Below are 24,370 nucleotides of genomic sequence, written 5' to 3' on the forward strand. Positions count from 1 at the left end.
GCAAGAATGTCAATAAGACTAACACTAAATTTGCTCACAAAAAAGCATTTAAGAAAATAAATTGCTTACCGTTTTTATTAATTGCTTTCTTTTTGCTTTTATTGGAATTATAGGTCTTTTGTAAATTGTGAACTAAACACTAGAAATTTTAAGTTGAATCACGTAAATATAAGATTATCCTATTTTAAATAGCAAGATAGAAAGGGACGTGATCATGGGAAAACTCAATAAAACAGACCGAGAATGGCAAAGAGAGTTATCACCTGACGAATTTCGCATTACGCGACAAAAGGGGACGGAACCAGCCTTTACGGGGAAATATTGGAATACTAAACAAGCCGGCACTTATGTATGCCGTTGCTGTGGTACGCCATTATTTAATTCTGAAAATAAATATGACAGTGGTTGCGGCTGGCCAAGTTTTTATAAGCCACTCAATACGACTGTGATAGAAGAGCATCAGGATACAACACATGGCATGGTGCGTACCGAAATTGTATGTCATCACTGTGATGCTCATTTAGGCCATGTTTTTACAGATGGACCTGAGCCTACAGGTTTACGTTACTGTGTAAACTCGGCTTCATTAGAACTAGAAACACAAGAAAAAAGTGATGAGGATACTTATCCATGACCAACATTTATCAGTTTGAAGCGGAATTGTTAGATGGAAAAAATAAATCCTTTGCTGACTATGAGGGCGAAGTGCTACTCATCGTCAATACGGCCAGTAAATGTGGTTTTACACCACAATTTGCGGGATTAGAAAAAATTTATGAGCAATATCATGCACAAGGGTTTGAGGTGTTAGGCTTCCCTTGTAATCAGTTTGGGGGGCAAGATCCGGGAAGTAATGAGCAAATAGGAACGTATTGTCAGAAAAACTATGGGGTGACTTTTCCCATGTTTTCCAAAGTCGATGTTAAAGGCCTTGAAGCCCACGCCATATTCCGTTATTTAACCAATAACAGCAAAGGGATTCTCGGCAGCGGCATTAAGTGGAATTTTACAAAATTCTTGATTGGTAAAGATGGCAAAGTAATTAATCGTTATGCGCCAACCACCAAGCCTGAAGCCATTCAGGCAGATATTGAAAAAGCATTACAACAATAATCTGTTGATGTGGCGTCAGTGATGAAAGAGCAAGGTACTTCAGTTGAATTTTGGAGTGACGTGCACATGCCTTATGTGGAAACACGTCGGGCATGTGCAAGTCGTGCTTGTTATAAAGCCCATACTCATCCGACATTTTCAATTGGAGCGGTGGATCAAGGCAACAGCATTTTCACTAGTCATTTTGGTGGAACGCAACAAATAGACGCGGGTACCTTGGTATTGGTTCCTGCACATGTAGAACATGCGTGTAATCCTATTCCAGATCAGGCTTGGAGCTACCAAATGATGCATTTAGATGCATGGTGGTTGAACCAGTTATTACAAGAAACTGCACATAAAGATACTTATCAAGACATACCGCAGTTCAAACCTGTGTTGTATAAACAGTCAAAGATGTATCAAGACTTTAGTTGTCTTAACAGTCAATTATTTGATACTGCACTGTCGTATTGGGAAAAAGAACAAAGCTTAATCACAACACTTACTGAGCTTTTATTTCCATATATTCAGCTAGAATGGCTTGCTCCTCAACACTATGCACAGCAAGAGTTTAAGCAGCTTTTATCGATGATTCAGGATGCTGACGTGTTTTTATCATTAGAGCAAATGTCGCAAGAAGTCCAGTTGAGTCGGTATGCCATTATTCGGCTATTTAAATCATCTTTAGGCATGACGCCGCACGCTTATCAATTGAATTATAAAATTAATGATGCACGCATCTTTTTAAAACAAGGTATGGATATTGCGCAACTGAGTTATATGTTGGGCTTTAGTGATCAAAGTCATTTTCATCGTGTTTTTAAAAGTTTAACGGGAACCACGCCTAAGCTCTATCAAAAGCAGCATCGCGCAATTTTATCCAAGAGTTGAACTTCATCCATCGTTAGGCTTGTCTCACTTTTAAAGAGAGATAAGTGATGGAGTTTTTTATTGTTATTGCTGTGACGCATTTTGTGGCTTTGCTTTCCCCTGGCCCCGATTTTTTCCTGATTCTGATGACGGCATTAAACAGTGGTCAACGAAGAGCACGATATACAGTTTTCGGTATTGTAGCTGGGAATACTTTTATTTTAGCGCTTATTTTTACGTTACTGGGGTGGCTTGGGCATATTCATGCTTATGTTCTGATGTTGCTACGCGGATTAGGTGTTGCGTATTTGTTGTATTTGTCTATACAGTGTTTTCGCTATAAGCATCATGAGAGTGTTGAAGTTCAAGCGCGTGATCCTGCACCTCCTCAAACGAGAACTCTATGTTTTACTCAAGGTTTACAGTCAAGTTTGCTGAATCCTAAAAATATGATGTTCTACAGTAGTTTGATATTGCTGGTTTATTCAAACTTTGATGTTTATACCTTGCTTTTAATGAGTCTCTGGATGGTGGCAGTGGTTCTGATGTGGAATCTGCTGTTGCTTAAGTTATTGAGTTGGAAGCGTTGGAATCATTTTTTAACCCAGCGACTAAACTGGATTTATAAGATGTCAGGGTGCTGCTTTGCCTTTTTTGCAATCGTTTTGCTATTAGATGGACTAGTAATATGAGAATCTTAAAGTAAAAGTCAATCAGTTGTCTGACGTCATAAGTTATAACAATGAAATAATTAATTCTCATTTGAATTTACAATTTAAATGAGAATTAAATCAGTTTGATTAAGATCAATTCTCATTTACTATCAGGCTCGAATTTTAGATTGATGAAAAAGGGTAGGAAATGGTTAAGCTGAAACCATTGGTGTTAATGATGGCATGTGTATCTGGGTACAGTATTTCACATGCGGCTGAAGCTCCAGTAGTCGTTGAATCTGACTCATCATCTCAGGCGAATAATGTTACAGCTTTGGAAACAATCCGTATAGTTGCAAGTGCCGATGCTTCTGCAAATGGTTTAATGGAAGCTTTCGCTGGGGGGCAGGTTGCAAGTGGCGGCCGAGTTGGGATTTTTGGGAATCAAAAAAATCTTGATACGCCATTTAATTTAACTAGCTATACCAATCAATATATTCAAGAGCGTCAAGCAAAGAGTGTTGGGGATGTGCTAAAAGCAGATCCGAGTGTACGTGTTGGGCGAGGATATGGTAATTTTCAAGAAAACTACTATATCCGTGGTTTTAACTTAGGTTCAGATGACACTGCTTATAATGGTTTATATTCAATATTACCGCGTCAATATATTCCAACAGAACTTTTTGAGCGTGTGGAAGTATTAAAGGGTGCCTCATCATTTTTAAACGGTGCTATGCCAAGTAATGGTGGGATCGGTGGAGCAATCAATCTTCTACCAAAAAGAGCAGGAAATGAGCCATTAAATCGGGTAACTGTAGGTACAGATTTTAATGGTGGCTATATCTCAAATGATATTTCACGACGTTTTGGTAAAGATCAGCAATTTGGAGTACGAGTAAACACCGCCTACCATGATGGAAATACGCCTGTTGATGATGAAAAGAAATCATTAGGGCTTGCTGCTATTGGACTAGATTATAGTGGTGAGGGCCTACGCCTTTCGGGTGATATGGGCTATAGCAACAATCGCTTAAATGCAACGCGACCAAATGTAACATTGGGTGCTGGGTTAACGTTGGTACCAAAGACTATTGATAGTTCTAGTAATTATGCTCAAAAATGGTCTTATTCAAATGAAGAGAATGTTTTTGGAAGTTACCGTGCGGAATATGATTTTAATGATGCACTAACTGCATATGCAGCATATGGTTTCCGTCATGGCGAAGAACAAAACTCACTGGCAAGCTACACATTAAGAAATGCTTCAACGGGTGCTAGTACACTCTACCGTTTTGACAATGCTCGTGTAGACATGGTCAATACAGGTGAGGTTGGGGTACGTGGAAAGTTCGATACAGGTTCAATTAAACATAATTTAGTTGTTTCTGGATCAGCATTTCAACTAAATACGAGAAATGCCTATTTTATGGATTCAGGGAATCCATTGAACTCTAATATTTATCATCCTATTCAACATGACCAACCTGCTGCTTTAACACCAGCATTCTCAGGTGGAGATATGGATAGTCCGAAATTGACCACTCGGACGCGCTTAAGAAGTGTTGCTATTGGGGATAATCTGACTGCATTAGATGATAAATTAATTATCATGTTGGGTGCGCGTTATCAGCAGATTCTCCAAGATACATATAACTATGCTCAAGTGAAAACAGGGGCATATGATGAGAGTAAATGGACGCCTGCACTTGGAATAACCTATAAAATTACTCCAGAAGTTTCAGTTTATGCCAACTACATTGAATCTTTAGCGAAAGGTCTAACAAATACAACTGGTGGCGTGACCACATCGCTTAAACCGTTTGTGGCTGAACAGAAAGAAGTAGGTGCCAAATATGAAAATGACCATCTTGGGGTGACACTAAGTTTATTTGATATTAATAAACAACGTGGCATTATGCAAAATGGTGTATTTAGTGATTCTGGTGAATACGTTCATCGGGGGGTAGAACTGAGCAGTTATGGAAAGCTTACAGACTCCTTGACTGTTTTAGGTGGTTTAACGTGGATGCATGCGACGCAAGAGAATACTGGCTCAGCTATTTATGATGGAAATTATGAAGTAGGGGTTCCAAAGTTTCAGGCGAACCTAGGCACGAATTGGAAATTACCACTCCCGCAAGATATTTCTTTGAATGCCCAATTGACTTATACAGGTTCAACTTATGCAAGCTTGGACAATAATTTGAAAGTTAAAGATTGGACTACGCTTGATTTAGGTGCAAGTTATAGAACTCAGTTTGGTCAAACCCCAACAACATTTAACTTCCTTGTAAATAATGTATTTGATCAAGATTATTGGGGTTCTGTTGGTCTATATGACAATATTAACAATACAAGTAACACCAATAATGGCTATTTAGTTGCTGGTTTACCGCGGACATTTATGCTTAGTGCATCATTTGATTTTTAATCGAATGAAAAAAAGAAAACCTCCTTTATAGGAGGTTTTCTTTTTTAGATGAGTTTATTTATAAAATTGCTTTAAGGCGAGCAATGACTTGTTCACACTGTGCAAGATCTGCAACTAGCGCAAGACGTACATGGTTTTCGCCTGGGTTACCTTGCTCAGTATCGCGTGACAAATAACGTCCAGGAAGCACTTTGACATGTGCCTTTTCCATGAGCATTTTTGCAAAAGTTTCGTCATTATCTACTTTCAACCAGTAGTAAAAGCCTGCATCTGGTTTTTGTAGGGGCAGTATATGGCCCAATTCCTTTTGAAATAAATCAAATTTTGTACGATATTGCACGCGGTTTTCTTCAACATGCGCTTCGTCATCCCATGCTGCAATCGAAGCCAATTGGTGCTGTACAGGCATCGCCGCACCATGATACGTACGGTATTGCAAATAAGGCTTGAGTAAAGCGGCATCACCAGCGACAAAGCCAGAACGCATACCTGGTAAGTTTGAGCGTTTAGAGAGTGAGTGGAATACGACACAGTTTTTGTAGTCGTCTCGGCCGATTTCAGCACAAACTTCGAGTAAGCCTACAGGTGCAGTATCAAACCAAAGCTCTGAATAGCATTCATCTGATGCAATGACAAAACCATATTGGTCTGACAGTGCGATTAATTTTTTGAATTGTTCTTTTGATAACACCGCACCAGTCGGATTGCCCGGTGTACAGACAAATAATAGGGCAGTTTTCTCCCAGACTTCAGCAGGTACAGCATCAAAGTCACCGAGGTAACCATTTTCTTCGGTGCAATTCACAAAAAACGGTTTTGCCCCAGCAAGTAAGGCTGCACCTTCATAAATTTGGTAGAACGGATTAGGCATAACCACATAAGGTGCATCTTCGCGGTTCACCAAGGCTTGAACAAAAGAAAAGATTGCTTCACGGGTGCCAGAAACAGGCAATATATTGTTTTCTGCACTAATCTGATTGAGTTGAAAACGACGGGTTAGCCAGTTTGCAATACTGGTGCGTAACTCGGGTATACCTTTACTGTTTGGGTAGGTCGATAAATGCTGAAAATTATCGATAATGGCTTGTTTCACAAACTCGGGTGCAGGATGCTTAGGCTCACCAATCGAGAGTGGAATGAGGGGTAAGTCTGCGGGAGTAATATCCTGAAATAGTTTATTCAACTTTTCAAAAGGATAAGGATGTAAAAGGGATAAACTCGAGTTCATGAAACAAAATACCAGTGTGTATTGTTAATGTTGACCACAGACCTGACTAGAGGCTTCATCTAAGGCTGATTTTAGTTGTGCAGCAAAAGTTTCAGCTTCAGTTTCGGTCATGGGTTGACCATCTTTTTTGGTGACAAAGAAAATATCTTCGGCACGCTCACCTAGGGTGGCAATTTTAGCAGAGTGAATATCTAGACCTTGCATCATAAACAACCCGCCTACTTTGGCAAGTAAGCCGGGATGGTCGAGTGTTGCAATTTCGACCATGTTTTGTTGCAGTGCTTCATTCAGCGTAATATCAACGGTGTTTTCAATGTCAAAATGACGCAGCTGACGTGGGATGCGACGTTGCATGAGTCCTGGGTATTTATCTGAATTGGCTAAGGCATCTTTTAATGCTGACAGCACTTTGGCTTCACGTTCAGGGTCGGTTAGCAGCGTACCAAAACGGTCAAGCACGACATAAGTGTCTAAACTAAATGCTTTGGTTGCGGTAATAATACGCGCATCTTGTACGTCCAGATTCATACGATCGAGAATAGCAACTGTTGTTGCAAACAGGTTGGGCTGATCTTGGGTATAAATAAAGATTTGTACTGCATCTTGAGCAAATTTACGCTGTGCACGCATTAAAACCAGCGGTTCAGGGTTGTCACCGTGCTGTAAAATAGCACGTGTGTGCCAAGCAATTTCATCAGCAGATTCTTTGAGGAAATATTCATCCCCCAGTTCTTGCCAGACTTTTTCGACGTCATCTAGTGCAAACTCTTCGACCAGTTGTTCGCTGGCAGAAAACTTGGTGTCCTCGATGAGCATTTGATAGTCAACAGGACGGCCTAAACCTGAGCGAATCACGTCACGTGCATGGGTATAGAGCTGACGCATGAGAGAAGCACGCCACGTATTCCAAAGTGAAGGATTGGTTGCATTGATATCTGAAACAGTCAACGTATATAGGTAGTCGAGATGTTCCATGTCGCCCATTTTCTCAGCAAAAGCTTTAACCACATCGGGGTCAGAAATATCTTTCTTTTGAGAAGTAACGGACATGAGTAAATGGTTTTGGATGAGCCATGCGACAAGGTTGCATTCACGTTCGGTAAAACCATGACTACGACAGAATTCAATCGCATCGGTTGCACCTAGCTCACTGTGGTCACCACCACGGCCTTTGGCGATATCATGGAAAATGGCAGCCAAATAGACAATGTCACGACGTGCCAGACGTTGGAACACCGAACTCACAACTGGGAAGTCCTTGGCAAACTCAGGTTCTTTGAAACGGTTTAAGTTGCGCAGTAATAATAAAGTATGTGCATCCACGGTATAGATATGGAACAAGTCATACTGCATCAACCCCATAATTTGCCCAAACGCAGGAATATAGTTACCTAAAACGCCATAACGTTTCATTGCCACCATGGTTTCATATAAACGATGGGGTGAGCGAATGATGGCCATAAACAGGGCTTGATGCGCTGGGTTATCTCTATATTTTTGGTCAATGCGTTTAGCCGCCAAAATCAACAAACGTAGCGTTCGTGCTCGGATGCCTGTAATTTCAGGTCGATTGGCCAATATATAGAAAATTTCTAAAATAGCACTTGGATTTTCAGAGAAAATTTTATGGTGTTGAACGGCTAGTTTGCCGTCGACCAGTTTAAAATTTTCATTGATTTCTTCAATGTTACGCTCATAGTTCGGCAGGCGTGGGGTAATCACAGATTCATTGAAATAAGCCAACAGCATTTCATTCAGCGTGGTGACTTGTTGAGCGCTTCGATAATAACGCTTCATGAATTGTTCAATCGGATAATTCGGTGATTTACCTTCTTCACGCACATAGCCAAACTTTGCGGCAATGTCACGTTGATAGTCGAACAGTAAACGGTTTTCATCACGTTTCGTTAGGCGGTGTAGGTGATGACGAATTTCCCAGAGGAAGCTTTCGGCTTCTTCTAATACCCCCAACTCAAACTCAGAAATAAAGCCTAAGTGTACCAAGTCATAAATACGGTTGACGCGGAAATGCCGCTTAGCAATCCAACCAATTTGGTTAATGTCACGAATGCCGCCCGGCGCGTTTTTAATATCGGGCTCTAGATTACTTTCCGTAAAGTTATGCTGTGCATAACGCTTAGCCTGTTCTTCCATTTTTGCATCATAGAAGGTTTTGTCTGTCCATGTTTGTGAAACAATGCGTCGCGGCCATTTGGCTAAGTGTTCATTGCCTGTAATTAAACGAGATTCGATGAGAGCAGTAGCAACTGTTAAGTCGGAGGTTGCTTGTTCAACACAGTTGGCAATGGTACGTACACTAATGCCGGGCTTGAAATTGCCGACATCCCAAAGTGAGGAAATAAAGACTGAAATGAGTTTCTCTTGTTCTTCGCTAAACTCATCCTCAGACAAGATCATGATGTCTACATCTGAGTAAGGCAGCATCTCTCGGCGACCGTAACCACCGACAGCAAATAAACTTAAGTCTGTCTGATCGAGTTTTGCATATTTCCATAGGAAAATAAGCGCTTCATCGGTCATATTTGAACGCGTTAAAATGACATCGCGGATGGATTGGCCATGATCAAAACTTTCTTGTAATTGATTTTCGACATCACTACGCCATTGATTAATAGCTTTGATGTCGTGATTGCTGCTGACATAGTTAAGCAGTGGAGAAGTATTGATCATGAACCGTATCCGTATATTTTAACAACGCTTAATTTTGATGAACGCTAACCAGTTCAGCAGCTTGTGCTGCTAGTTCACGCGCTTGGTCGGTTGTTTCAGCACGTGCTGTCGCAACGCCCATACGGCGACGTGTAAAGCCTTCTGGTTTTCCAAAAATGCGTAAATCAGTATTTGGGTTTGCCAAAGCAAGATTTAAGCCAGAAAAAGATAAGTTATTATCATCTATGCCAGCATAGATCACGGCACTCGCTGCAACGCTGTGACGTGCTGTATTTACAGGTAGACCCAAAATCGCACGTGCATGTAGTTCAAATTCACTTTGGAACTGAGAGGCAAGTGTCACAAGACCTGTGTCATGTGGGCGTGGTGATACTTCACTAAACCACACTTTATCGCCTTTGACAAAGAGTTCTACACCGAAAATACCACAGCCACCCAATGCGATGGTGACTTTATTGGCAATACGCTTTGCTTCGTCAAGGGCTGCTGGTGTCATGGCTTGAGGCTGCCAGCTTTCCACATAGTCACCCGCGTCTTGGCGGTGACCAATTGGGTCGCAGTACGAAGTTTCAATTTCACCTGTTTCAGGGTTTTTTGAACGTACCGTTAATAGCGTAATTTCAAAATCAAAATCAATTTGTGATTCTACAATTACTGTCCCTTGATTTACACGACCACCTGTTTGAGCATATTCCCACGCAGCATCTACTTCTGAAAATTCTTTTACGCGGGATTGGCCTTTACCAGAAGAGGACATGACTGGTTTAACAAAGTTTGGATAACCAATGTCATCACATGCAGCACGGAAAGATTCTAAAGTATCTGCAAAACGGTAAGCCGATGTCGGTAAGCCCAGTTCTTCCGCAGCTAAACGACGGATGCCTTCACGGTTCATGGTTAAATTGACCGCTTTTGCAGAGGGGATGACTGTGGCAATATTTTCTTGTTCGATTTCAACCAATACTTGCGTTGCAATGGCTTCAATTTCGGGAACAATTAGGTTTGGCTTAACGTCCTGAATGAGTTGTTTAAGCGCTGTCGCATCTGCCATATTTAAGGTATAGGCATAGTGTGCCACTTGCATTGCAGGAGCATGATCGTAACGGTCAGCAGCATGAACTTCTACACCTAAACGTTGTAAAGAAATCACAACTTCTTTCCCAAGCTCTCCAGAACCCAATAGCAGGACTTTAAATGCTGAAGGCTGAAGTGGAGTACCAATAGTAACGCTCATGTAAATCATCCATGCTTGATTTTATGGGCTTTTAGCATAGCAGAACTCTTAAAAGTGTTCAGGGTTCATTCACATAAATTAATGATATTGTCCAACAATTTTTTTTATAAAGCGGTGTATTCTAAAGTCCAGATTTTCATGCAAAAAGGATGCTCAATAAACTTTTCCAATTAAGCTTGAAATGTCTTGCACAGCTGAGTGCTTCAAATAGCACATCAGGTTTTGATGGATGTCAGATATGGGTTAAAAAGGCATAGGTATATAGGTGTAAACCAAGCCGTAGCTCAGCGCTGCGGTGAGTGTAGCGGGGACAATTTGCTTAAACTTGAAATAAAGTCCAGCTAATACGATGAAGCCGACCAACATGGCAAAACTTTTATTGGGTGTATCTAACAGTGGTGGCAAGGTGGCAACCACGAGCATCGAACTGATCGCCGCAATACCAATCGAACCTAATGCAATTTTTAACCATAAGGCACCGCGCTTTTGTGAACCTTGCTGGAATTTTTGAATGACGAAGAATGGGCCAAAGCGTGAGGCAAAATTTGCAATACCCACTACAATGCCGACCAAAATAATTTCGATATTCATGCTTGATCTCCCATATGTTCAGGGTCTGGTTTTTTGAGTACATAGTGTTTAAACAAACCTGCAAATATACCCGAACTGATACCAATAAAAATTGCAGCAGATAAGTCAATAAAATAGCAGGCAATGGCAGATACAAGAATGGTCACAGCCACCACAAAAGTGTGTTTCTTTTCAAATGCTGCCAATAAGAAACTTAAGAACAGTGCAGGTAATAGAAAGTCTAGAGCGGCTTGTAAAAACTGGGGTAAATGACTGACTTGGTCTGCAAACATTCCCCCTAGAAAAGAACCGGTAGCCCATGCGAGCCAACTAAACAGGCTTAAGCCCAGCATCCAAGACTCAGACCACTCTTGGCGACGTTGCGATAATTTAATCATGCCTGAGGCAAAAACTTCGTCGGTTAGCCCCCATGACCAAATAGCAGTTTTCTTTAGGTTCAGTTTATCTTGAATTAAGTTTTGTAGCGCAGGGCCATAGAGTAAGTGACGAATATCTAGGGCAATTACAGTGAGTGCGGTCATCCAAATAGACGTACCACTACCCAATAGGGCAACCACTAAAAACTGACTGGCCCCTGCATACATTGAGCAAGATAAAAATAAAGCTTCCCATGCACTAAAGCCAAACTGGGTTGCAGATACACCAAAGGCAAAAGAAACAGGTAGATAGGTAAAGATAATCGCTTGGCTATCCTTAGCCCCTTGCCAAAAGCCAGCAGCTTGTGCAGGAGTGGGATTAAGTTCGGACACAACACACCTTGAAGAAGACTTTATCAATAGGTCAAAATTGATTGTGTATTGTAACTGAATTCACTAGCATAGTGCCCAATTGTTTGTTGAGGCGTTTAACCATGTTGAAGCTCGAATTACGTACTTTAGGGCTGACTGCAATCATTGTAAGCAGTTTACTTTTACAAGCTTGTGGGCAGTCAGAGCAAGCTCCTGAACAAAAAGTAGAAATTAAGGCTGCGCCAAAAATTACCAATGACGCTACGGAATATGCCCAGCGTGCTTGGGTGTTTATCAATGAAGTCGATGGCTTGGTCTATAATAAGCAACTGGATCAAATTGAAGCTAAAGTCCGTTATCCTGCACGTAAACTCGGTACGGACTGGCGTATCAATGTCAAAATGACAGACTCAGTGACCGAAGGAAAATACGCACTGTGTCGTAAAGCCTTGACCAGCTTAGAAGTATGGGCACGTGAGACCTTAGATGGCTCTTCGAGTGTTGCACAGAAACAGAGCGATTATGAACGTGATAAAGCACAATGTCGGGGCGCAATTGATAACCCAAGTTTAGGCAATACAGACCCTAAAAAAGTAGGTGTCTAATACCTGTATAGCATAAGCAAAAGCGAGTTTTTAAAAAACTCGCTTTTTTATGGTTGTAGCTTTAATGAATAACATAATAAAAATATTCCTATGCACTAAAATATAAGGATTGAGTCGAATTTTAAGGGTTAATTTAAAAAATTAGTTGTTGCGATGTTTACATTGATTATTGGTCAAATGCTGCCACAGCAGTCTCAAGCCGGGGGAGACGAATAGCCAAGACATTAGGCCGTGTAGCAATTTTTTATACATCTTTTTTATATGAATTGCGCTCTTAAGGAGCACGATTGATTGTCTATTCTGAGCTATGTGCCATTTTATGCAGCATTGCAGGATCTAAAATCTTAATCTTTTTAAACGCAATTGCCAGTATTCCTTGTTTTTCTAAGTTTTGAAGTTCTTGGTTGATGGTTTGGCGTGAACACATCAGCATTTGAGCCAGTTGCTCCTGTGATAAATGGATTTCATCATTGGTAATCGACAGATGGTTGCCATAACCGCTTAAAATAAACAGTAAGCGTTGAGCCAGTCGTTGACTGATATTTTGACTTTGGATTGCGATCAGTTCTAAAAAAGCGAGGCGTAACTTCTGTGAAGCAAGCTGTGCAATATGAAACCAAAATTCTGGGGTAGCTTGGATAAACGCCTCAACATCGCGTTTAGGCAAATGGAGCAGGGTGCTTTTTTGAATAGCAATCGCATCGTGCGAACGCGGTTGCTGATCTATTAACGAAATTTCTCCAAACCACATAATCGGTTCAGCAATTGCTGCAACGGCTTCTTTACCTTCAATGTCGACATGACCTAAACGAATTGCGCCGTTCAAGACTGCATAGATGCCATCAAATAAATCTCCAGAGTGAAAAACAGCTTGGTCTTTTGCAACCTCAATATATTTGGCATGTTGCACAATATACTTTTGATAGGCTTGTGGTAGTTTGGCGAACCAATTGTTATTGAGTAATTGTTGTTGATGTTGAACTTCCAGCATTCCGCGTCCTTTCGTGATTGATCGAGCAACTTGTCAGGTCGACGACAACTTTATGAGCTGTTTTCCTTTAAAGTTATTCTATATCGTGATCAATATCATGCAATAAGGAAATACAGTATGAATAAATTAGAAAAATTATTAAGTCAGTATGCAGCTTATCATCTTGATCATAAAAATATCGTGACCCACTTTGTGGGTATTCCGTTGATTGTGTTTTCAATTATGTGCTTAACCGCAAGAGCTGGCATGACTATTGGCAGTTTTGAAATTACTTTGGCGATGGTTTTGATCTTAGCGAGTATTGTTTACTACTTAAGCCTAGATCGAATTTTTGGTGTGATCATGTTAGTAATCTATGCCATGGCTTATCCATTGGCATATAAAATTTCACAGTTTGATTTGGGACTTTGGTTAAGTCTAAGTATTGGTATTTTTGTCGTCGGCTGGGCGTTCCAGTTTGTCGGGCATTTCTATGAGAAGAAAAAACCGGCCTTTATGGATGATGTGATTGGCCTAGCTATCGGACCATTATTTGTTTTGGCGGAAATGGTGTTTATGCTTGGTTTTAGAAAAGACATCGAACAACGTATGTTAGATGAAGCGCGTAAACAGCGTGCAGCAATGGATAATAAGCATGTCTCTGTGACATCACACTAACTGAATTATTTTATCGATAAAAAAAGCCAGTGAATTTCACTGGCTTTTTTTATGCTGTTTTAAGATGTCTTCGCGACTTTATGTGTATCTGGTTGAGCTTTGGGTGTATTCGGGCTTGGAGCATGAGCATCTTTATGGGATTTATGGGTCATATCATTGGCTTTCATTGAATCATGTTTCACCATTTTATCTTGCTTCATGGCTGGATCATGTTTGGCCATTTTATCCTGTTTCATGGCTTGATCGTGTTTGGCTGTTTTGTCTTGTTTCATTACCTGATCATGTTTCGTCACGTTCATGGTTGCGATGCACTTACCACCTTTATGATTTGCACCTGTACCACCCGACAGTGTTGTTCCTTGTGGGCATGCAAATGCTGTAGCGCTAAGCGTTGTGAATAAACCTGCTGCAATAAATGTGCTGATCTTTTTCATTTTCGTTTGTTCAAGGAAGGCATTAGTGCCTGTGATTAAATTAGCGATAATGCGAAAGAATAGAAGTTATAATATTGTGTGAGATCCAAACGGATCAGGTGTTCATATGTTATTTAATGCTGTTTTTAAGCTTGGTTTAAGCTTATAAAAAAACCCGATGGGTATCGGGTTTTTTTATATTCGGAACGACTTATACGTTAAAGCGGAAGTGTAGAACATCACCGTCTTGAACGATGTACGTTTTACCTTCTAAACGCCATTTACCTGCTTCTTTCGCGCCTGCTTCACCGTTGTATTGAACGAAGTCGTTATAAGCAACACATTCAGCACGGATAAAGCCTTTTTCGAAGTCAGTGTGGATCACACCCGCCGCTTGTGGTGCAGTTGCACCCACTTTAACGGTCCAAGCACGAACTTCTTGTACACCCGCCGTGAAGTAAGTCTGTAAACCTAAAAGACCGTAGCCTGCGCGAATTACTACGTTTAGACCTGGTTCTTCCATGCCTAAAGCTTCAAGGAACTCAGCACGGTCTTCGTCTTCTAGCAGTGAAATCTCGGCTTCGATTTGGTTGCAAAGCGGAACTACGATTGCATTTTCTTCAGCTGCCAGTTTTTTCACAGCATCTAAATGTGGGTTGTTTTCAAAACCATCTTCAGCAACGTTCGCAATATACATGGTTGGTTTTAAAGTCATTAAACCAAAACCACGAACTAGTTTACGTTCGTCGTCGTCTAGGTCAGCTGCGCGAGCAGGTTTACCTTCATCAAGTAAAGGTAAAATTTTGTCTAAAACCGCTTTGGTTGCGAGCGCTTCTTTGTCGCCACCTTTTGCAGATTTTGCTAAACGAGTCACTGCTTTTGTCACAGTTTCTAAGTCAGCAAGTGCAAGTTCCGTATTGATGGTTGCGATGTCATCAAGCGGGTCAATTTTACCGTTAACGTGAATGACGTTTTCATCTTCAAAACAGCGTACAACGTGAGCAATCGCATCCGTTTCACGGATATTTGCAAGGAATTGGTTCCCCAAGCCTTCACCTTTAGATGCACCAGCAACTAAACCTGCGATGTCTACAAATTCCATCGTCGTTGGAATCACACGTTGAGGTTTTACAATCGCTGTTAATTTGTCTAAACGTGGATCTGGCACAGGAACGATGCCTGTGTTTGGTTCAATGGTACAGAATGGGAAGTTTTCAGCAGCAATAGCAGCTTTAGTCAATGCATTGAAAAGTGTAGATTTACCAACGTTCGGCAAGCCGACAATACCGCAATTAAAACCCATGAAATAACTCACAACGTGTTATATAAAAATTGCCAGTGATTTTACATGAAAGCCATGACAAAGTCAGGTCTCAGGGACGAAGAATCAAAGTTGTAAATCATGTTGTGGGCAGAACTTCCTCATTTAAGCCGTATGTACGAGCCTTTTAAGCCTTTTCTTTTAATAAAGAAACCAGATTTAAGAGGTCAGTTGCATGTAGATCATTGTCTATACACTGGCTTGAGTCTTTCATGAAAATGGCGTGAACTTCATATTGAAACGCCCTCCTCAGAAAAAGGAGGGCTAAAAAACTTAAGTGGAAAGCATAGTCTCTGCTTTATTTGGGAAATGGGATTAAACCTTCCTTTTATCGAGTTGATTTGCCAGATTGTCTCCAATTGCTTGCACACACATCACCAAAATTACAAGCACGACAATCACGGCCAACATGATCTGCATATCAAAACGCTGATAACCATAGCGATAGGCAATATCGCCTAAACCACCTGCACCAATGGCACCTGCAATGGCAGAGGAGTTAATCATGGTCACAATGGTCACGGTAAAACCCGCGACAATTCCTGGTAGCGCTTCAGGTAACAACACATGCCAAATGATTTGAGTACGGTTACAGCCGATAGCTTGTGCAGCCTCAATCAAACCTTGATCTACTTCGCGTAAACTGACTTCTGCAATTCGTGCAAAAAAGGGGGTTGCAGCCAAGGTTAAAGGGACAACTGCTGCCCAAACACCATAACTGGTGCCGACAATCCAACGTGTGAGTGGAATGAGGGCCACCATCAAAATCAGGAAGGGAACGGAACGAGTGATATTTACTAACCAGCCTAAGCTATGGTTAATACTTTTGGAAGGATAAATGCCATGCTCTGAGGTGCTGACTAGAACTACTGCCATTGGCAGACCAATGAGTAAGGCAAAAAATGCAGATGCGCCGACCATGATTAAGGTATCGATGGTGCCTGTCAGTAATAAATCAATCAGTTGGTCGTGCATAGCCCAGTACCTCTACATGTGTCACATGTGCTTTTAGTTTTTGTAGTAGCGATTGAATTTCTAAGTCCTGTGTGGGAACAGCAATAACTAATGTTCCTATTAAATGGTTCTGGATGGTGTCGACCTGACTTTGATATAAATGCACAGTTTGTGGAAAGTGCTCCAAAATCTGTTTTAAGTCAGGTGGATGATGCGCATCTGAAGTCGAGCGAATTTTGAAAATGGCATGTGTATCGAGCTGCGTAGGTTCAGCATTTAAGCGAAAAGGCAAATCGAGTTGTTCTAGATTCAGTAGTTCTTGGGTAATGCCTTGTTGGGGTTGAGAAAACACCGACCAAACTTCGCCTGATTCCACAATTTCACCAGCATCGATGACCACGACCTGATCGCAGATTTCCCGAATCACTTGCATTTCATGGGTAATCAATACAATGGTGATACCCAGCTTTTGATTAATCTCTTTGAGTAGGGACAACACTACAGAGGTGCTTTCTGGATCGAGAGCAGATGTCGCTTCATCACAGAGTAAAATTTCAGGATGGTGGACCAATGCACGAGCAATGCCCACGCGCTGCTTTTGACCGCCAGACAGTTGTGATGGGTAATGCTGAACCTTATCGCTCAGCCCAACCAACTGGAGAACCTCGTTGACACGTTGTTCGATGTTTGGTTTAGGATAATTGGCCACTTTGAGGGGCAGTGCGACATTTTCATAGACTGTTTTGGCAGACATTAGATTAAAATGCTGGAAAATCATGCCAATACGTTGGCGGAGATGAATCAGCTCAGCGTGGTTCAATGCGGCCAAGTCTTGCTGATGAATATGGATATGGCCTTCACTGATACTTTCTAAACCATTTAAAGTGCGGAGCAGAGACGATTTACCTGCACCACTTTTGCCAATAATGCCAAACACTTTCCCTGTCGGGATGTCGAGGTCAATATTTTTGAGTGCATGTACAGTATGCCCTTGTACTGTATAGTGTTTGTTTAAGTTACGAATTTTGATATGTGGAATTGAAAAATCCACATGAGAACCAAAGCTGACCATTCTTTTTCTCCTTATTTCCAGCCTTCAAACCACAGACCTTGGCCAAAATCACGGTCTAAAATTTCTTGAACGTGTTTTGAGTTTTGGAATGCTTGCACAAAAGTCGCAAGTTTTTGGTTTTGATCTGGATAGTCTTTACGTGTCACAAATAAAATGGCGTATTTCTTGTCTATCGGATCAAGAAAAAGCGCATGATGCGGATCAGTGACTTTGGCCATTTTTAAATAATGCGGGAAGCCAAAAATTAAATCGGCATCATTAAACGCATGTGCAGTTTGTGGGCCTTCTACTTCAATAAACTGAAGCTGTTTAGGATTGCTCACAATATCTTTTACGGTAGACAGTTCATTGTTGAGGTCTTTGAGCTGAATCAAACCCGCACGATGCAGTAAAATCAGAGCACGTGACGAGTTTACAGGGTCATTGGGGATGACCACACGTGCTTGAGCTGGTAGTGCATCTAAGGACTTATATTTTTTAGAATACAGTCCGACATGACTTCCTGTTCCTGTGGCGAATGCATGCAGATCATAATTTGTTTCGCGAATCGCATTGCGTAGAAAGACACTTTGCTGAAAAAAGTTGGCATCAATGTCACCATTTTGCACAGCAACATTTGGCGCATGCCAGTCAGAGAATTCAACCAGTTTGACTTGAATGCCTTGCTTTTTTACATCATCTGCCACGCTTTGCAGCAGTTCGGCATAAGGTGGGCTAATACCAATCGTTAAGACATCATCTTGCGCATGGCTTTTGCTATAGCGGTAACCCGCTAGAGCAAAAATTGTCACGATGATGTTTAAGCCAATCAGCCATTTTTTTCGATTTTGAGTGAAAGATTGTGTCATGGCTTATACTCACTTCCAACCCGGGAACCAAAGTTTTTCACCAATTTCACTATTCAAAGTCTGTTTAACTTTGTCAGACGTTTGATAAATCTTGATGAACTTTTCAAGTTGCGCGGCTTTCTCTGGATGTTGCTGTTGGTAGTCGTCACGCACCACAAATAAAATCGAATACAGGGTATTGGTGTTGTCATCTAAGATCAGCACATCATTTGGGTCGATGGTTTTTGCAAGACGTAAATAATGTGGATAGCTAAAAACCAAGTCAGCATCATCAACGGCACGCGCAGTTTGTGGACCTTCAACTTCAATAAACTGGAGCTTTTTAGGGTTGTTGACAATATCTTGTAGGTTGGATAGGTGATTGTTCGGATCTTTTAAGCTAATCAATTTAGCCTGTTGTAACAGTAAAAGCGCACGACCTTGATTCACTGGATCATTTGGAATAACTGTACGTGCATTTTCAGGAATCGCATCAATCGAGTCATATTTTTTTGAATATAAACCGACGTGTGTGGTGACGCCTTTATCCAGTGCTTTCAGTTTAAATTGAGTTTCTTTGATAGCGTTATCTAAGAAGGGCTGATGCTGAAAATAGTTAGCATCAATATCACCATGGCTGAGAGTAATATTCGGGGTATTCCAATCCGAAAACTCGACCAGTTTGACATTGATGCCTTGTTGTTTCGCCTCTTCCACAGCCACCTTTAATGGACTGGCAAAGGGTGGGCTGATCCCAATCACCAGTTCAGAGTTACTCGATTTTTTATGATAAGACCACGCCACCAGTGCAATGACGATGGCAGCGACAATTACCCCAATAACGGTAAATTTTGTTTTTGCAGTTTGAGCCATGATATTTCTCGTATTTTAAAATTTATGCGGTTTGTTTTTGCGGTGTTTTAGGATGAGAGCACGAGCTTTGACATCGATACTGCTGTACAGGGTGGTTTGCGGTCAGTCGGTCACCTTGAGCGAATAATTTATGGCGTAAACTACCTGTTTCATAGGCGGTTTTATAACGGCCACGCTCTTGTAATTCTGGGATGACCCAACGAATAAAGTCTTGATGTGACTCTGGGGCAACGGTTCGTGTGAGATTAAAGCCATCTACGCCAGTTTCATCTATGAGCTGAATGAGCTTTTCTGCTACAGTTTTTCCACTCCCGACGATCAGTGGATAGCGTCCACCGAGTACATGTTGGGCTTTCAAATCCGCTCGCGTAACTTTTTGCTCTTTAAATTTATTATTGACCGAGGCAATGCTATTGGTTTGTTTATAAGGAATCGCTTCATCATCTGCAAACTGTGCTAAATCTATTCCAACTGAACTGGAAAAATGCGCCAAACCTGCTTCTGGACTGGCATAGCGAATATATTCGGCCAGTTTTTCTTGTGCGAGTTCTTCTGTTTCTGCCGTCACTACACTAATGCCAACGAAGAGTTTAATGGCTTGCTCATCACGTCCATGGCTTAAGGCAAGTGCACGAATCTTATCGACTTGCTGTTTAATTTTTTCAGGCGTGTCAGCACCAATAAACATGGCTTCAGCATGTTGAGTTGCAAAGGCTAAGCCTTTGCTTGAAGCGCCCGCTTGATAAAGTACAGGCGTGCGCTGAATAGATGGAGAAACCTGAAAAACACCCTGACTTTGGAAAAATTTGCCTTGATGCTGTATGGCATGAACTTTTGAAGGATCGGTAAAGACACGGTTTAACTTATCTTTTTGTACGGCATCGTCTTCCCAAGAACCTTCCCAAAATTTATAGCAAAGTTCGAGAAACTCTTCAGCTTGTTCATAACGCAAGTCGTGATCTTTTAAACCTTTTTGACCAATTAACCGTTCTGCACTGTCTAAGTAACCCGTGACAATGTTCCAGCCAATACGACCGTTTGTTAGATGGTCGAGGCTCGCAAAGCGCCGTGCAAATTGGTAAGGCGACTCATAGCTCAGATTCACAGTGACGCCAAAACCTAAGTGTTGTGTAACGGCAGCCATAGCAGAAACGAGTGTAGTTGGGTCATGGCTTGGAAGCTGAATTGACTCTTTTAGGGTTAAATCTAGACCGTTTTGATAAACATCGTAGACACCTGTAATGTCGGCGATAAACAAACCATCAAATAAACCTTGCTCTAAAGTTTGCGCCAAATCGGTCCAATAGCTGAGCTCATTAAAACGATGCGACTCATCGCGTGGGTGTGTCCACAAACCATGATTGATATGACCTACGCTATTCATATCAAAGGCATTCAGAATGATTTGTTTCGGGTTTTTATTTTGAGATGATAGTGTCATTACAATGTCCCTCTGCGTGGCGGAAGTACACCGTTAAGAAGATAATTGGCAATGAAGTAATATTTCCAACGTGACGCATCATGTAGCGTGTGAACACGTGCATTACGCCAAAAGCGGTCTAGGCCATCTTCACGCTGACTACCACGACTGCCTGCCAGTTCAATCAATTTTGAAGCAGCTTTTAATGCGGTTTCTGTGCTGTGTGCACGAACTTTCGCTACATCGAGTGATGCTTTAGCAATGTTCTCTATGGTTGGATGGGGACGTGCTGCATCGATTGAGCGGGCTGCTTGTTTGAGTAGGACTTCACTGGCACGCACATCGGCAACTACTCGTCCCAGTTCAAACTGTGTTAGAGGATCATCAGTTGCCTGTTCAACAGCAGAGTCAATCCACGGACGAGCCTGACGCACACGAACCAGTGTTTCCTCAAAAGCAGCACGCGCGATACCCGTTTCAATGGCAGCATGCATAATTTGCGCAAAAGGCCCAACCAGAGTTGGTCTAGAAAAAGCTGTATCGAAAGGAACAATATCTTCTGCATCTACAGCGACATGATTGAATTTGATTGTACCGCTGCCTGTAGTACGTTGACCAAAACCCGACCAATCATCAATCAATTCTAGCCCTGTACTACTACGTGGGATAAAGACCAGAAACTCTTTGTCATCGGCATCTTTGACTAAGGTGGGGATGCGGTCTGCAAACAGACTGCCTGTGCAATAAAACTTTTCACCATTGACCACATAGCCTTGTTCAGTTTGGCTGAGTGCAGTTTGTTTTTGTGTTGCGTTTTTAGTTTTAAACTCTGCCAAGGCATTACCAAAGCGTGCCCCTTTGAGCACTTCTGCATAGAGTTTACGCTTTTGTTGTTCAGTACCGTTGTTACGTAAAACCTCTAAGGCATAGAAATGGTTCTGGGGAATTTGTCCAATCGAACCATCTACACCACTCATTAGTGCGATAATTTGCGCGATCGTATAACTGGAAACATCTGCGCCCCCGAATTCCTTCGGTACAGTAATAGCCCAGAGCCCAGATTGGCTGTAGGCTTCGATTTCCGCAAAAGGCAAAATTCGTTCAGCATCACGTTGGATGGCCTGTTGTTTAAACTGCTCAGCTAAATTTTTGGCAATCTCTAAGGCTTCTGCATCGCTTTGAATAATATGTGCATACGCCGTGTCTTGGGATTGAAGTGGAAGAATGGGTTGAAATGAAGTCATGACGTTCTCCTTAAATCCAAGCGTGGCGAGCAGGGAAAGTGTTGTTCAAATAATAGTTACCCAGTGCATGCAGCTTCCAGCGGATCGGGTCGTGTAAGGTATGCACACGTGCATTGCGCCAATGTTGATCTAAATTATGTTGGCTTAGGCTCGAACGACTGCCGCCAAGCTCTAGGAGTTTTTCAGAAATTTGTAGTGCAGCATCATTGGCATAGACCTTAGCTTCGGCGACTAGAATGGAAGCTTTAGCTGCTTGTTCGGCACTGACAACGCTCAGTTGGTCGAGCTCATCTAAATATTCAGCAGCTTCATCGAGCAGTAGGATAGCGGCATCTAACAGGACAGCGGATTTGCCGACTTCTTGTAAGGTGTAATGTTCAAAACTGGCTTTCTCAACCTGCGCATCGACAATTGGTCGGGCTTTTTTAACTGTTGACAAAGTGTCTTCAAATGCGGCTTCTGCAATACCGACATCAATTGCAACTTGCATTAACTGCGAGAAAGCACCGCGATAATTAACGTCTTCAGCTAGTTTCCGCTCATCAAAGATAAGTAGTGGGTCGACTTCAACCCGTTGTAATTTTACTGTGCCGCTTGAAGTTGTACGCTGACCAAAACCGTTCCAGTTATCGATGACTTCCACACCTTGTGCTGTGGCATCAACAAGCGTCAGTACCACATATCCTTCAGGGTGAATGGCTTTAATAGCTAACCAATGGGCAAAGCTACTGCCTGTAGAGTAGAACTTTTCACCATTGACATAGTAACGACCATTTTCAATGCTTAATGTTGTACTCAGAGTTTTAGTGTCTTTGGTATTGCGTTCAGGGCCGCCATTGGCAAGGCGTTTGCCGTTTAATATTTCATTAAAAATAAACTGTTTCTGTTGTTCGTTGCCTAAGATATCAATCATGTTAAGCAGCGCAATTTGGTTTTGGGGAATTTGGCCGACACTTGAGTCGGCTTTATTAATAATGCGAAAAACCTGAGCTAAGGTTTTGTTGGAAACAAATGCGCCTCCAAAAGCTTGAGGAATACGAATACCACCTAATCCTTTTTGGCTAAATAACTCGACTTCAGCAAAAGGGAGTTGACGGTTCTGATCACGTTGATCCCGACCTTCTAAGGCAAAGTCAGCGACATGATAGGCTGCATTAATTGCGTCCTGATCATTTTGTATCACGTGAATATTTTTAGAGAGTGTATGAGACATAAAAGCACCTTTACTTAATGCCTATACGCTACTTGGGATTGCTTGAATGATTAAATGAAGGATTTTGAATTACTTAGCAGCTAAAAAGTTAAAAACAAAATATGCTAAGTTTAATCATTTAGAAGATATGTTAAGAATTTGAAAAATAAGGAATAACTAATTTAACGGTGGGGTAAATAGTATGATCAAAGGCTTGCTTATCAAGATTTGAGATATTGTAGAGAAAAAAACGTATAAATTTGATAAAGGCTTTTGAGCATTTGCTAGGCAGTTTTGAGTAAAAAGTACATTGTAAATCCTAAATACAGTGACTAAAGTATCCAACTGAAATAGATGGCTTTTCTGAAAAGTCAAAATAGAAAAATAAATGTGGAGCATTTATGAGAACTTTATACCAGTTTCCTTTATCTCATTTTTGTGAGAAAGCTCGCTGGTTGCTCGATCATAAAGAGCTAGATTTTGTCGCACAAAATGTGGTGCCTGGGGTTCACCGGGCTTTTGCACAGTTAAAGACCGGTCAAAATAAACTGCCTATTTTGCGTGATCAGGACAAATGGGTCGCTGATACCACCGAGATTGCATTATATCTTGATGAGCGTTATCCAGAACATCGACTGTTACGTAATGAAGTACAGCTTCGTAAAGAGGCTTTAGATGTTAATGCACTAGCCAACGACTTGGGATTGCATGTGCGTCGTTGGGGGTTGGCCCATGCATTGTCCGATAACGATCAATCGTTACAGATTATGTTGGGCGAAAAGGGCTATTTACGTAAATTTGAAAAATACACTAAACCTTTAATGAAAACTTTGATGTCGAAAGGCTATGAGTTGAATGCAGAGAAAATAGAGCATTCCAAAGCTGAAATGCAGCGTTTAATTGAAGTATTGAATGAGAAGTTAATTGCTAATCATGGACGTTACTTTGTCGGGGATCGTTTAGGTTTGGCGGATATTGCTGTGTGTTCGATGTTGGCGCCTGTACTGGAGATTAAAGGGACACCTTGGGAAAAAGACCATGAGGAAAGTCTATCTGAAGAATTTAGTGCTTATAAAACCTATTTAACCAATTTACCCTTGGGACAGTATGTTTTAAGAGTCTATCAAACCGAGCGCAATGCCCGGGTCGACTGGCGCGGCGTTTAAAATAAGCTCAAGCTAAACAAGGCAAAGGAGGTGTAATACAGACAACCTTTACCTTTCTTGTATTTTCAATATCATGATTTATAGAAGCTGAATAGAAAGTTTCTCAGTCTATTT

23 protein-coding genes are annotated in these 24,370 nt (G+C 41.4%); 8 read left to right on the plus strand and 15 right to left on the minus strand.

Features of this window, described 5'->3' with window-relative positions; genetic code table 11:
* Window positions 1-214 precede the first annotated feature (214 nt).
* The 5 genes from msrB to GVX98_RS12540 all read left to right on the plus strand — a co-directional run bounded on the left by msrB (window position 215) and on the right by GVX98_RS12540 (window position 5,049).
* Entirely contained in the window at window positions 215-634 is a 420-nt protein-coding gene (gene msrB, locus GVX98_RS12520) for a peptide-methionine (R)-S-oxide reductase MsrB (RefSeq protein WP_005399615.1), read from the plus strand.
* Entirely contained in the window at window positions 631-1,113 is a 483-nt protein-coding gene (locus GVX98_RS12525) for a glutathione peroxidase (protein ID WP_159128263.1), read from the plus strand. Before msrB ends, GVX98_RS12525 begins: the two co-directional genes overlap by 4 nt.
* A 21-nt stretch (window positions 1,114-1,134) precedes the next feature.
* On the plus strand, window positions 1,135-1,986 hold the full coding sequence (locus GVX98_RS12530; RefSeq protein WP_171503347.1) for an AraC family transcriptional regulator: 852 nt from the start codon (window positions 1,135-1,137) through the stop codon (window positions 1,984-1,986).
* A 47-nt stretch (window positions 1,987-2,033) separates the two neighbouring features.
* Window positions 2,034-2,657: a LysE family translocator gene (locus GVX98_RS12535; RefSeq protein ID WP_159128715.1), complete on the plus strand. Its 624-nt coding sequence runs from the start codon at window positions 2,034-2,036 to the stop codon at window positions 2,655-2,657.
* Between the two features lie 169 nt (window positions 2,658-2,826).
* Window positions 2,827-5,049 (plus strand): TonB-dependent siderophore receptor, encoded by a 2,223-nt coding sequence (locus GVX98_RS12540; RefSeq protein ID WP_159128264.1) that lies wholly within the window; start codon window positions 2,827-2,829, stop codon window positions 5,047-5,049.
* A gap of 58 nt (window positions 5,050-5,107) precedes the next feature.
* On the opposite strand, the gene dapC is transcribed toward GVX98_RS12540, so the two are convergent.
* The 5 genes from dapC to GVX98_RS12565 all read right to left on the minus strand — a co-directional run bounded on the left by dapC (window position 5,108) and on the right by GVX98_RS12565 (window position 11,542).
* On the minus strand, window positions 5,108-6,277 hold the full coding sequence (gene dapC / locus GVX98_RS12545; protein WP_159128265.1) for a succinyldiaminopimelate transaminase: 1,170 nt from the start codon (window positions 6,275-6,277) through the stop codon (window positions 5,108-5,110).
* Between the two features lie 24 nt (window positions 6,278-6,301).
* Entirely contained in the window at window positions 6,302-8,968 is a 2,667-nt protein-coding gene (gene glnD, locus GVX98_RS12550) for a [protein-PII] uridylyltransferase (RefSeq protein WP_159128266.1), read from the minus strand.
* 28 nt (window positions 8,969-8,996) lie between these two features.
* Complete coding sequence (gene purT / locus GVX98_RS12555; RefSeq protein WP_171503348.1) at window positions 8,997-10,211, minus strand: formate-dependent phosphoribosylglycinamide formyltransferase; 1,215 nt, start codon at window positions 10,209-10,211, stop codon at window positions 8,997-8,999.
* 234 nt (window positions 10,212-10,445) lie between these two features.
* On the minus strand, window positions 10,446-10,793 hold the full coding sequence (gene ygaH / locus GVX98_RS12560; RefSeq protein ID WP_004980107.1) for an L-valine transporter subunit YgaH: 348 nt from the start codon (window positions 10,791-10,793) through the stop codon (window positions 10,446-10,448).
* Window positions 10,790-11,542: an AzlC family ABC transporter permease gene (locus GVX98_RS12565; protein WP_004693451.1), complete on the minus strand. Its 753-nt coding sequence runs from the start codon at window positions 11,540-11,542 to the stop codon at window positions 10,790-10,792. Before GVX98_RS12565 ends, ygaH begins: the two co-directional genes overlap by 4 nt.
* 101 nt (window positions 11,543-11,643) lie before the next feature.
* Between GVX98_RS12565 and GVX98_RS12570 the strand changes: the two genes are divergently transcribed.
* Window positions 11,644-12,126, plus strand: coding sequence for a hypothetical protein (locus GVX98_RS12570; RefSeq protein WP_159128268.1), 483 nt, complete (start codon window positions 11,644-11,646; stop codon window positions 12,124-12,126).
* Window positions 12,127-12,421: 295 nt separating this feature from the next.
* Here GVX98_RS12570 and GVX98_RS12575 read toward each other — a convergent pair whose 3' ends face one another.
* Entirely contained in the window at window positions 12,422-13,117 is a 696-nt protein-coding gene (locus GVX98_RS12575; RefSeq protein WP_159128269.1) for a Crp/Fnr family transcriptional regulator, read from the minus strand.
* A gap of 117 nt (window positions 13,118-13,234) precedes the next feature.
* On the opposite strand from GVX98_RS12575, the gene GVX98_RS12580 reads away from it, so the two are divergent.
* Entirely contained in the window at window positions 13,235-13,774 is a 540-nt protein-coding gene (locus GVX98_RS12580) for a DUF962 domain-containing protein (RefSeq protein ID WP_159128270.1), read from the plus strand.
* Between the two features lie 59 nt (window positions 13,775-13,833).
* On the opposite strand, the gene GVX98_RS12585 is transcribed toward GVX98_RS12580, so the two are convergent.
* From GVX98_RS12585 to GVX98_RS12625, 9 genes are all read right to left on the minus strand, one after another.
* A complete protein-coding gene (locus GVX98_RS12585) occupies window positions 13,834-14,208 on the minus strand; it encodes a hypothetical protein (RefSeq protein ID WP_159128271.1) in 375 nt (124 codons plus the stop codon).
* A 190-nt stretch (window positions 14,209-14,398) separates the two neighbouring features.
* Window positions 14,399-15,490 carry a redox-regulated ATPase YchF gene (ychF, locus tag GVX98_RS12590; RefSeq protein ID WP_004693442.1) on the minus strand — a complete coding sequence of 364 codons (1,092 nt, stop codon included), beginning with the start codon at window positions 15,488-15,490 and terminating at the stop codon, window positions 14,399-14,401.
* Between the two features lie 333 nt (window positions 15,491-15,823).
* Window positions 15,824-16,483: a methionine ABC transporter permease gene (locus GVX98_RS12595; protein WP_004693438.1), complete on the minus strand. Its 660-nt coding sequence runs from the start codon at window positions 16,481-16,483 to the stop codon at window positions 15,824-15,826.
* Window positions 16,464-17,534 (minus strand): methionine ABC transporter ATP-binding protein, encoded by a 1,071-nt coding sequence (locus GVX98_RS12600; RefSeq protein ID WP_159128272.1) that lies wholly within the window; start codon window positions 17,532-17,534, stop codon window positions 16,464-16,466. The genes GVX98_RS12595 and GVX98_RS12600 overlap by 20 nt, the downstream gene beginning before the upstream one ends.
* Before the next feature lie 11 nt (window positions 17,535-17,545).
* Window positions 17,546-18,382 carry a MetQ/NlpA family ABC transporter substrate-binding protein gene (locus tag GVX98_RS12605; protein WP_159128273.1) on the minus strand — a complete coding sequence of 279 codons (837 nt, stop codon included), beginning with the start codon at window positions 18,380-18,382 and terminating at the stop codon, window positions 17,546-17,548.
* Window positions 18,383-18,391: 9 nt separating this feature from the next.
* The gene (locus tag GVX98_RS12610; RefSeq protein WP_159128274.1) at window positions 18,392-19,234 is read right to left on the minus strand and encodes a MetQ/NlpA family ABC transporter substrate-binding protein; all 843 of its coding nucleotides are present in this window, start codon (window positions 19,232-19,234) and stop codon (window positions 18,392-18,394) included.
* A 22-nt stretch (window positions 19,235-19,256) separates the two neighbouring features.
* Window positions 19,257-20,675, minus strand: coding sequence for an LLM class flavin-dependent oxidoreductase (locus GVX98_RS12615; protein WP_159128275.1), 1,419 nt, complete (start codon window positions 20,673-20,675; stop codon window positions 19,257-19,259).
* Entirely contained in the window at window positions 20,675-21,898 is a 1,224-nt protein-coding gene (locus tag GVX98_RS12620) for an SfnB family sulfur acquisition oxidoreductase (RefSeq protein ID WP_159128276.1), read from the minus strand. The genes GVX98_RS12615 and GVX98_RS12620 overlap by 1 nt, the downstream gene beginning before the upstream one ends.
* A gap of 10 nt (window positions 21,899-21,908) precedes the next feature.
* On the minus strand, window positions 21,909-23,111 hold the full coding sequence (locus tag GVX98_RS12625; RefSeq protein WP_159128277.1) for an SfnB family sulfur acquisition oxidoreductase: 1,203 nt from the start codon (window positions 23,109-23,111) through the stop codon (window positions 21,909-21,911).
* Window positions 23,112-23,491: 380 nt separating this feature from the next.
* Here GVX98_RS12625 and GVX98_RS12630 point away from each other — a divergent pair, with 380 nt between their 5' ends.
* Entirely contained in the window at window positions 23,492-24,256 is a 765-nt protein-coding gene (locus tag GVX98_RS12630) for a glutathione S-transferase family protein (protein ID WP_159128278.1), read from the plus strand.
* The last annotated feature ends 114 nt before the right edge of the window (window positions 24,257-24,370 follow it).

The sequence above is a fragment of the Acinetobacter sp. 8I-beige genome (genome assembly GCF_902505955.1).
Lineage (GTDB): Bacteria > Pseudomonadota > Gammaproteobacteria > Pseudomonadales > Moraxellaceae > Acinetobacter > Acinetobacter johnsonii.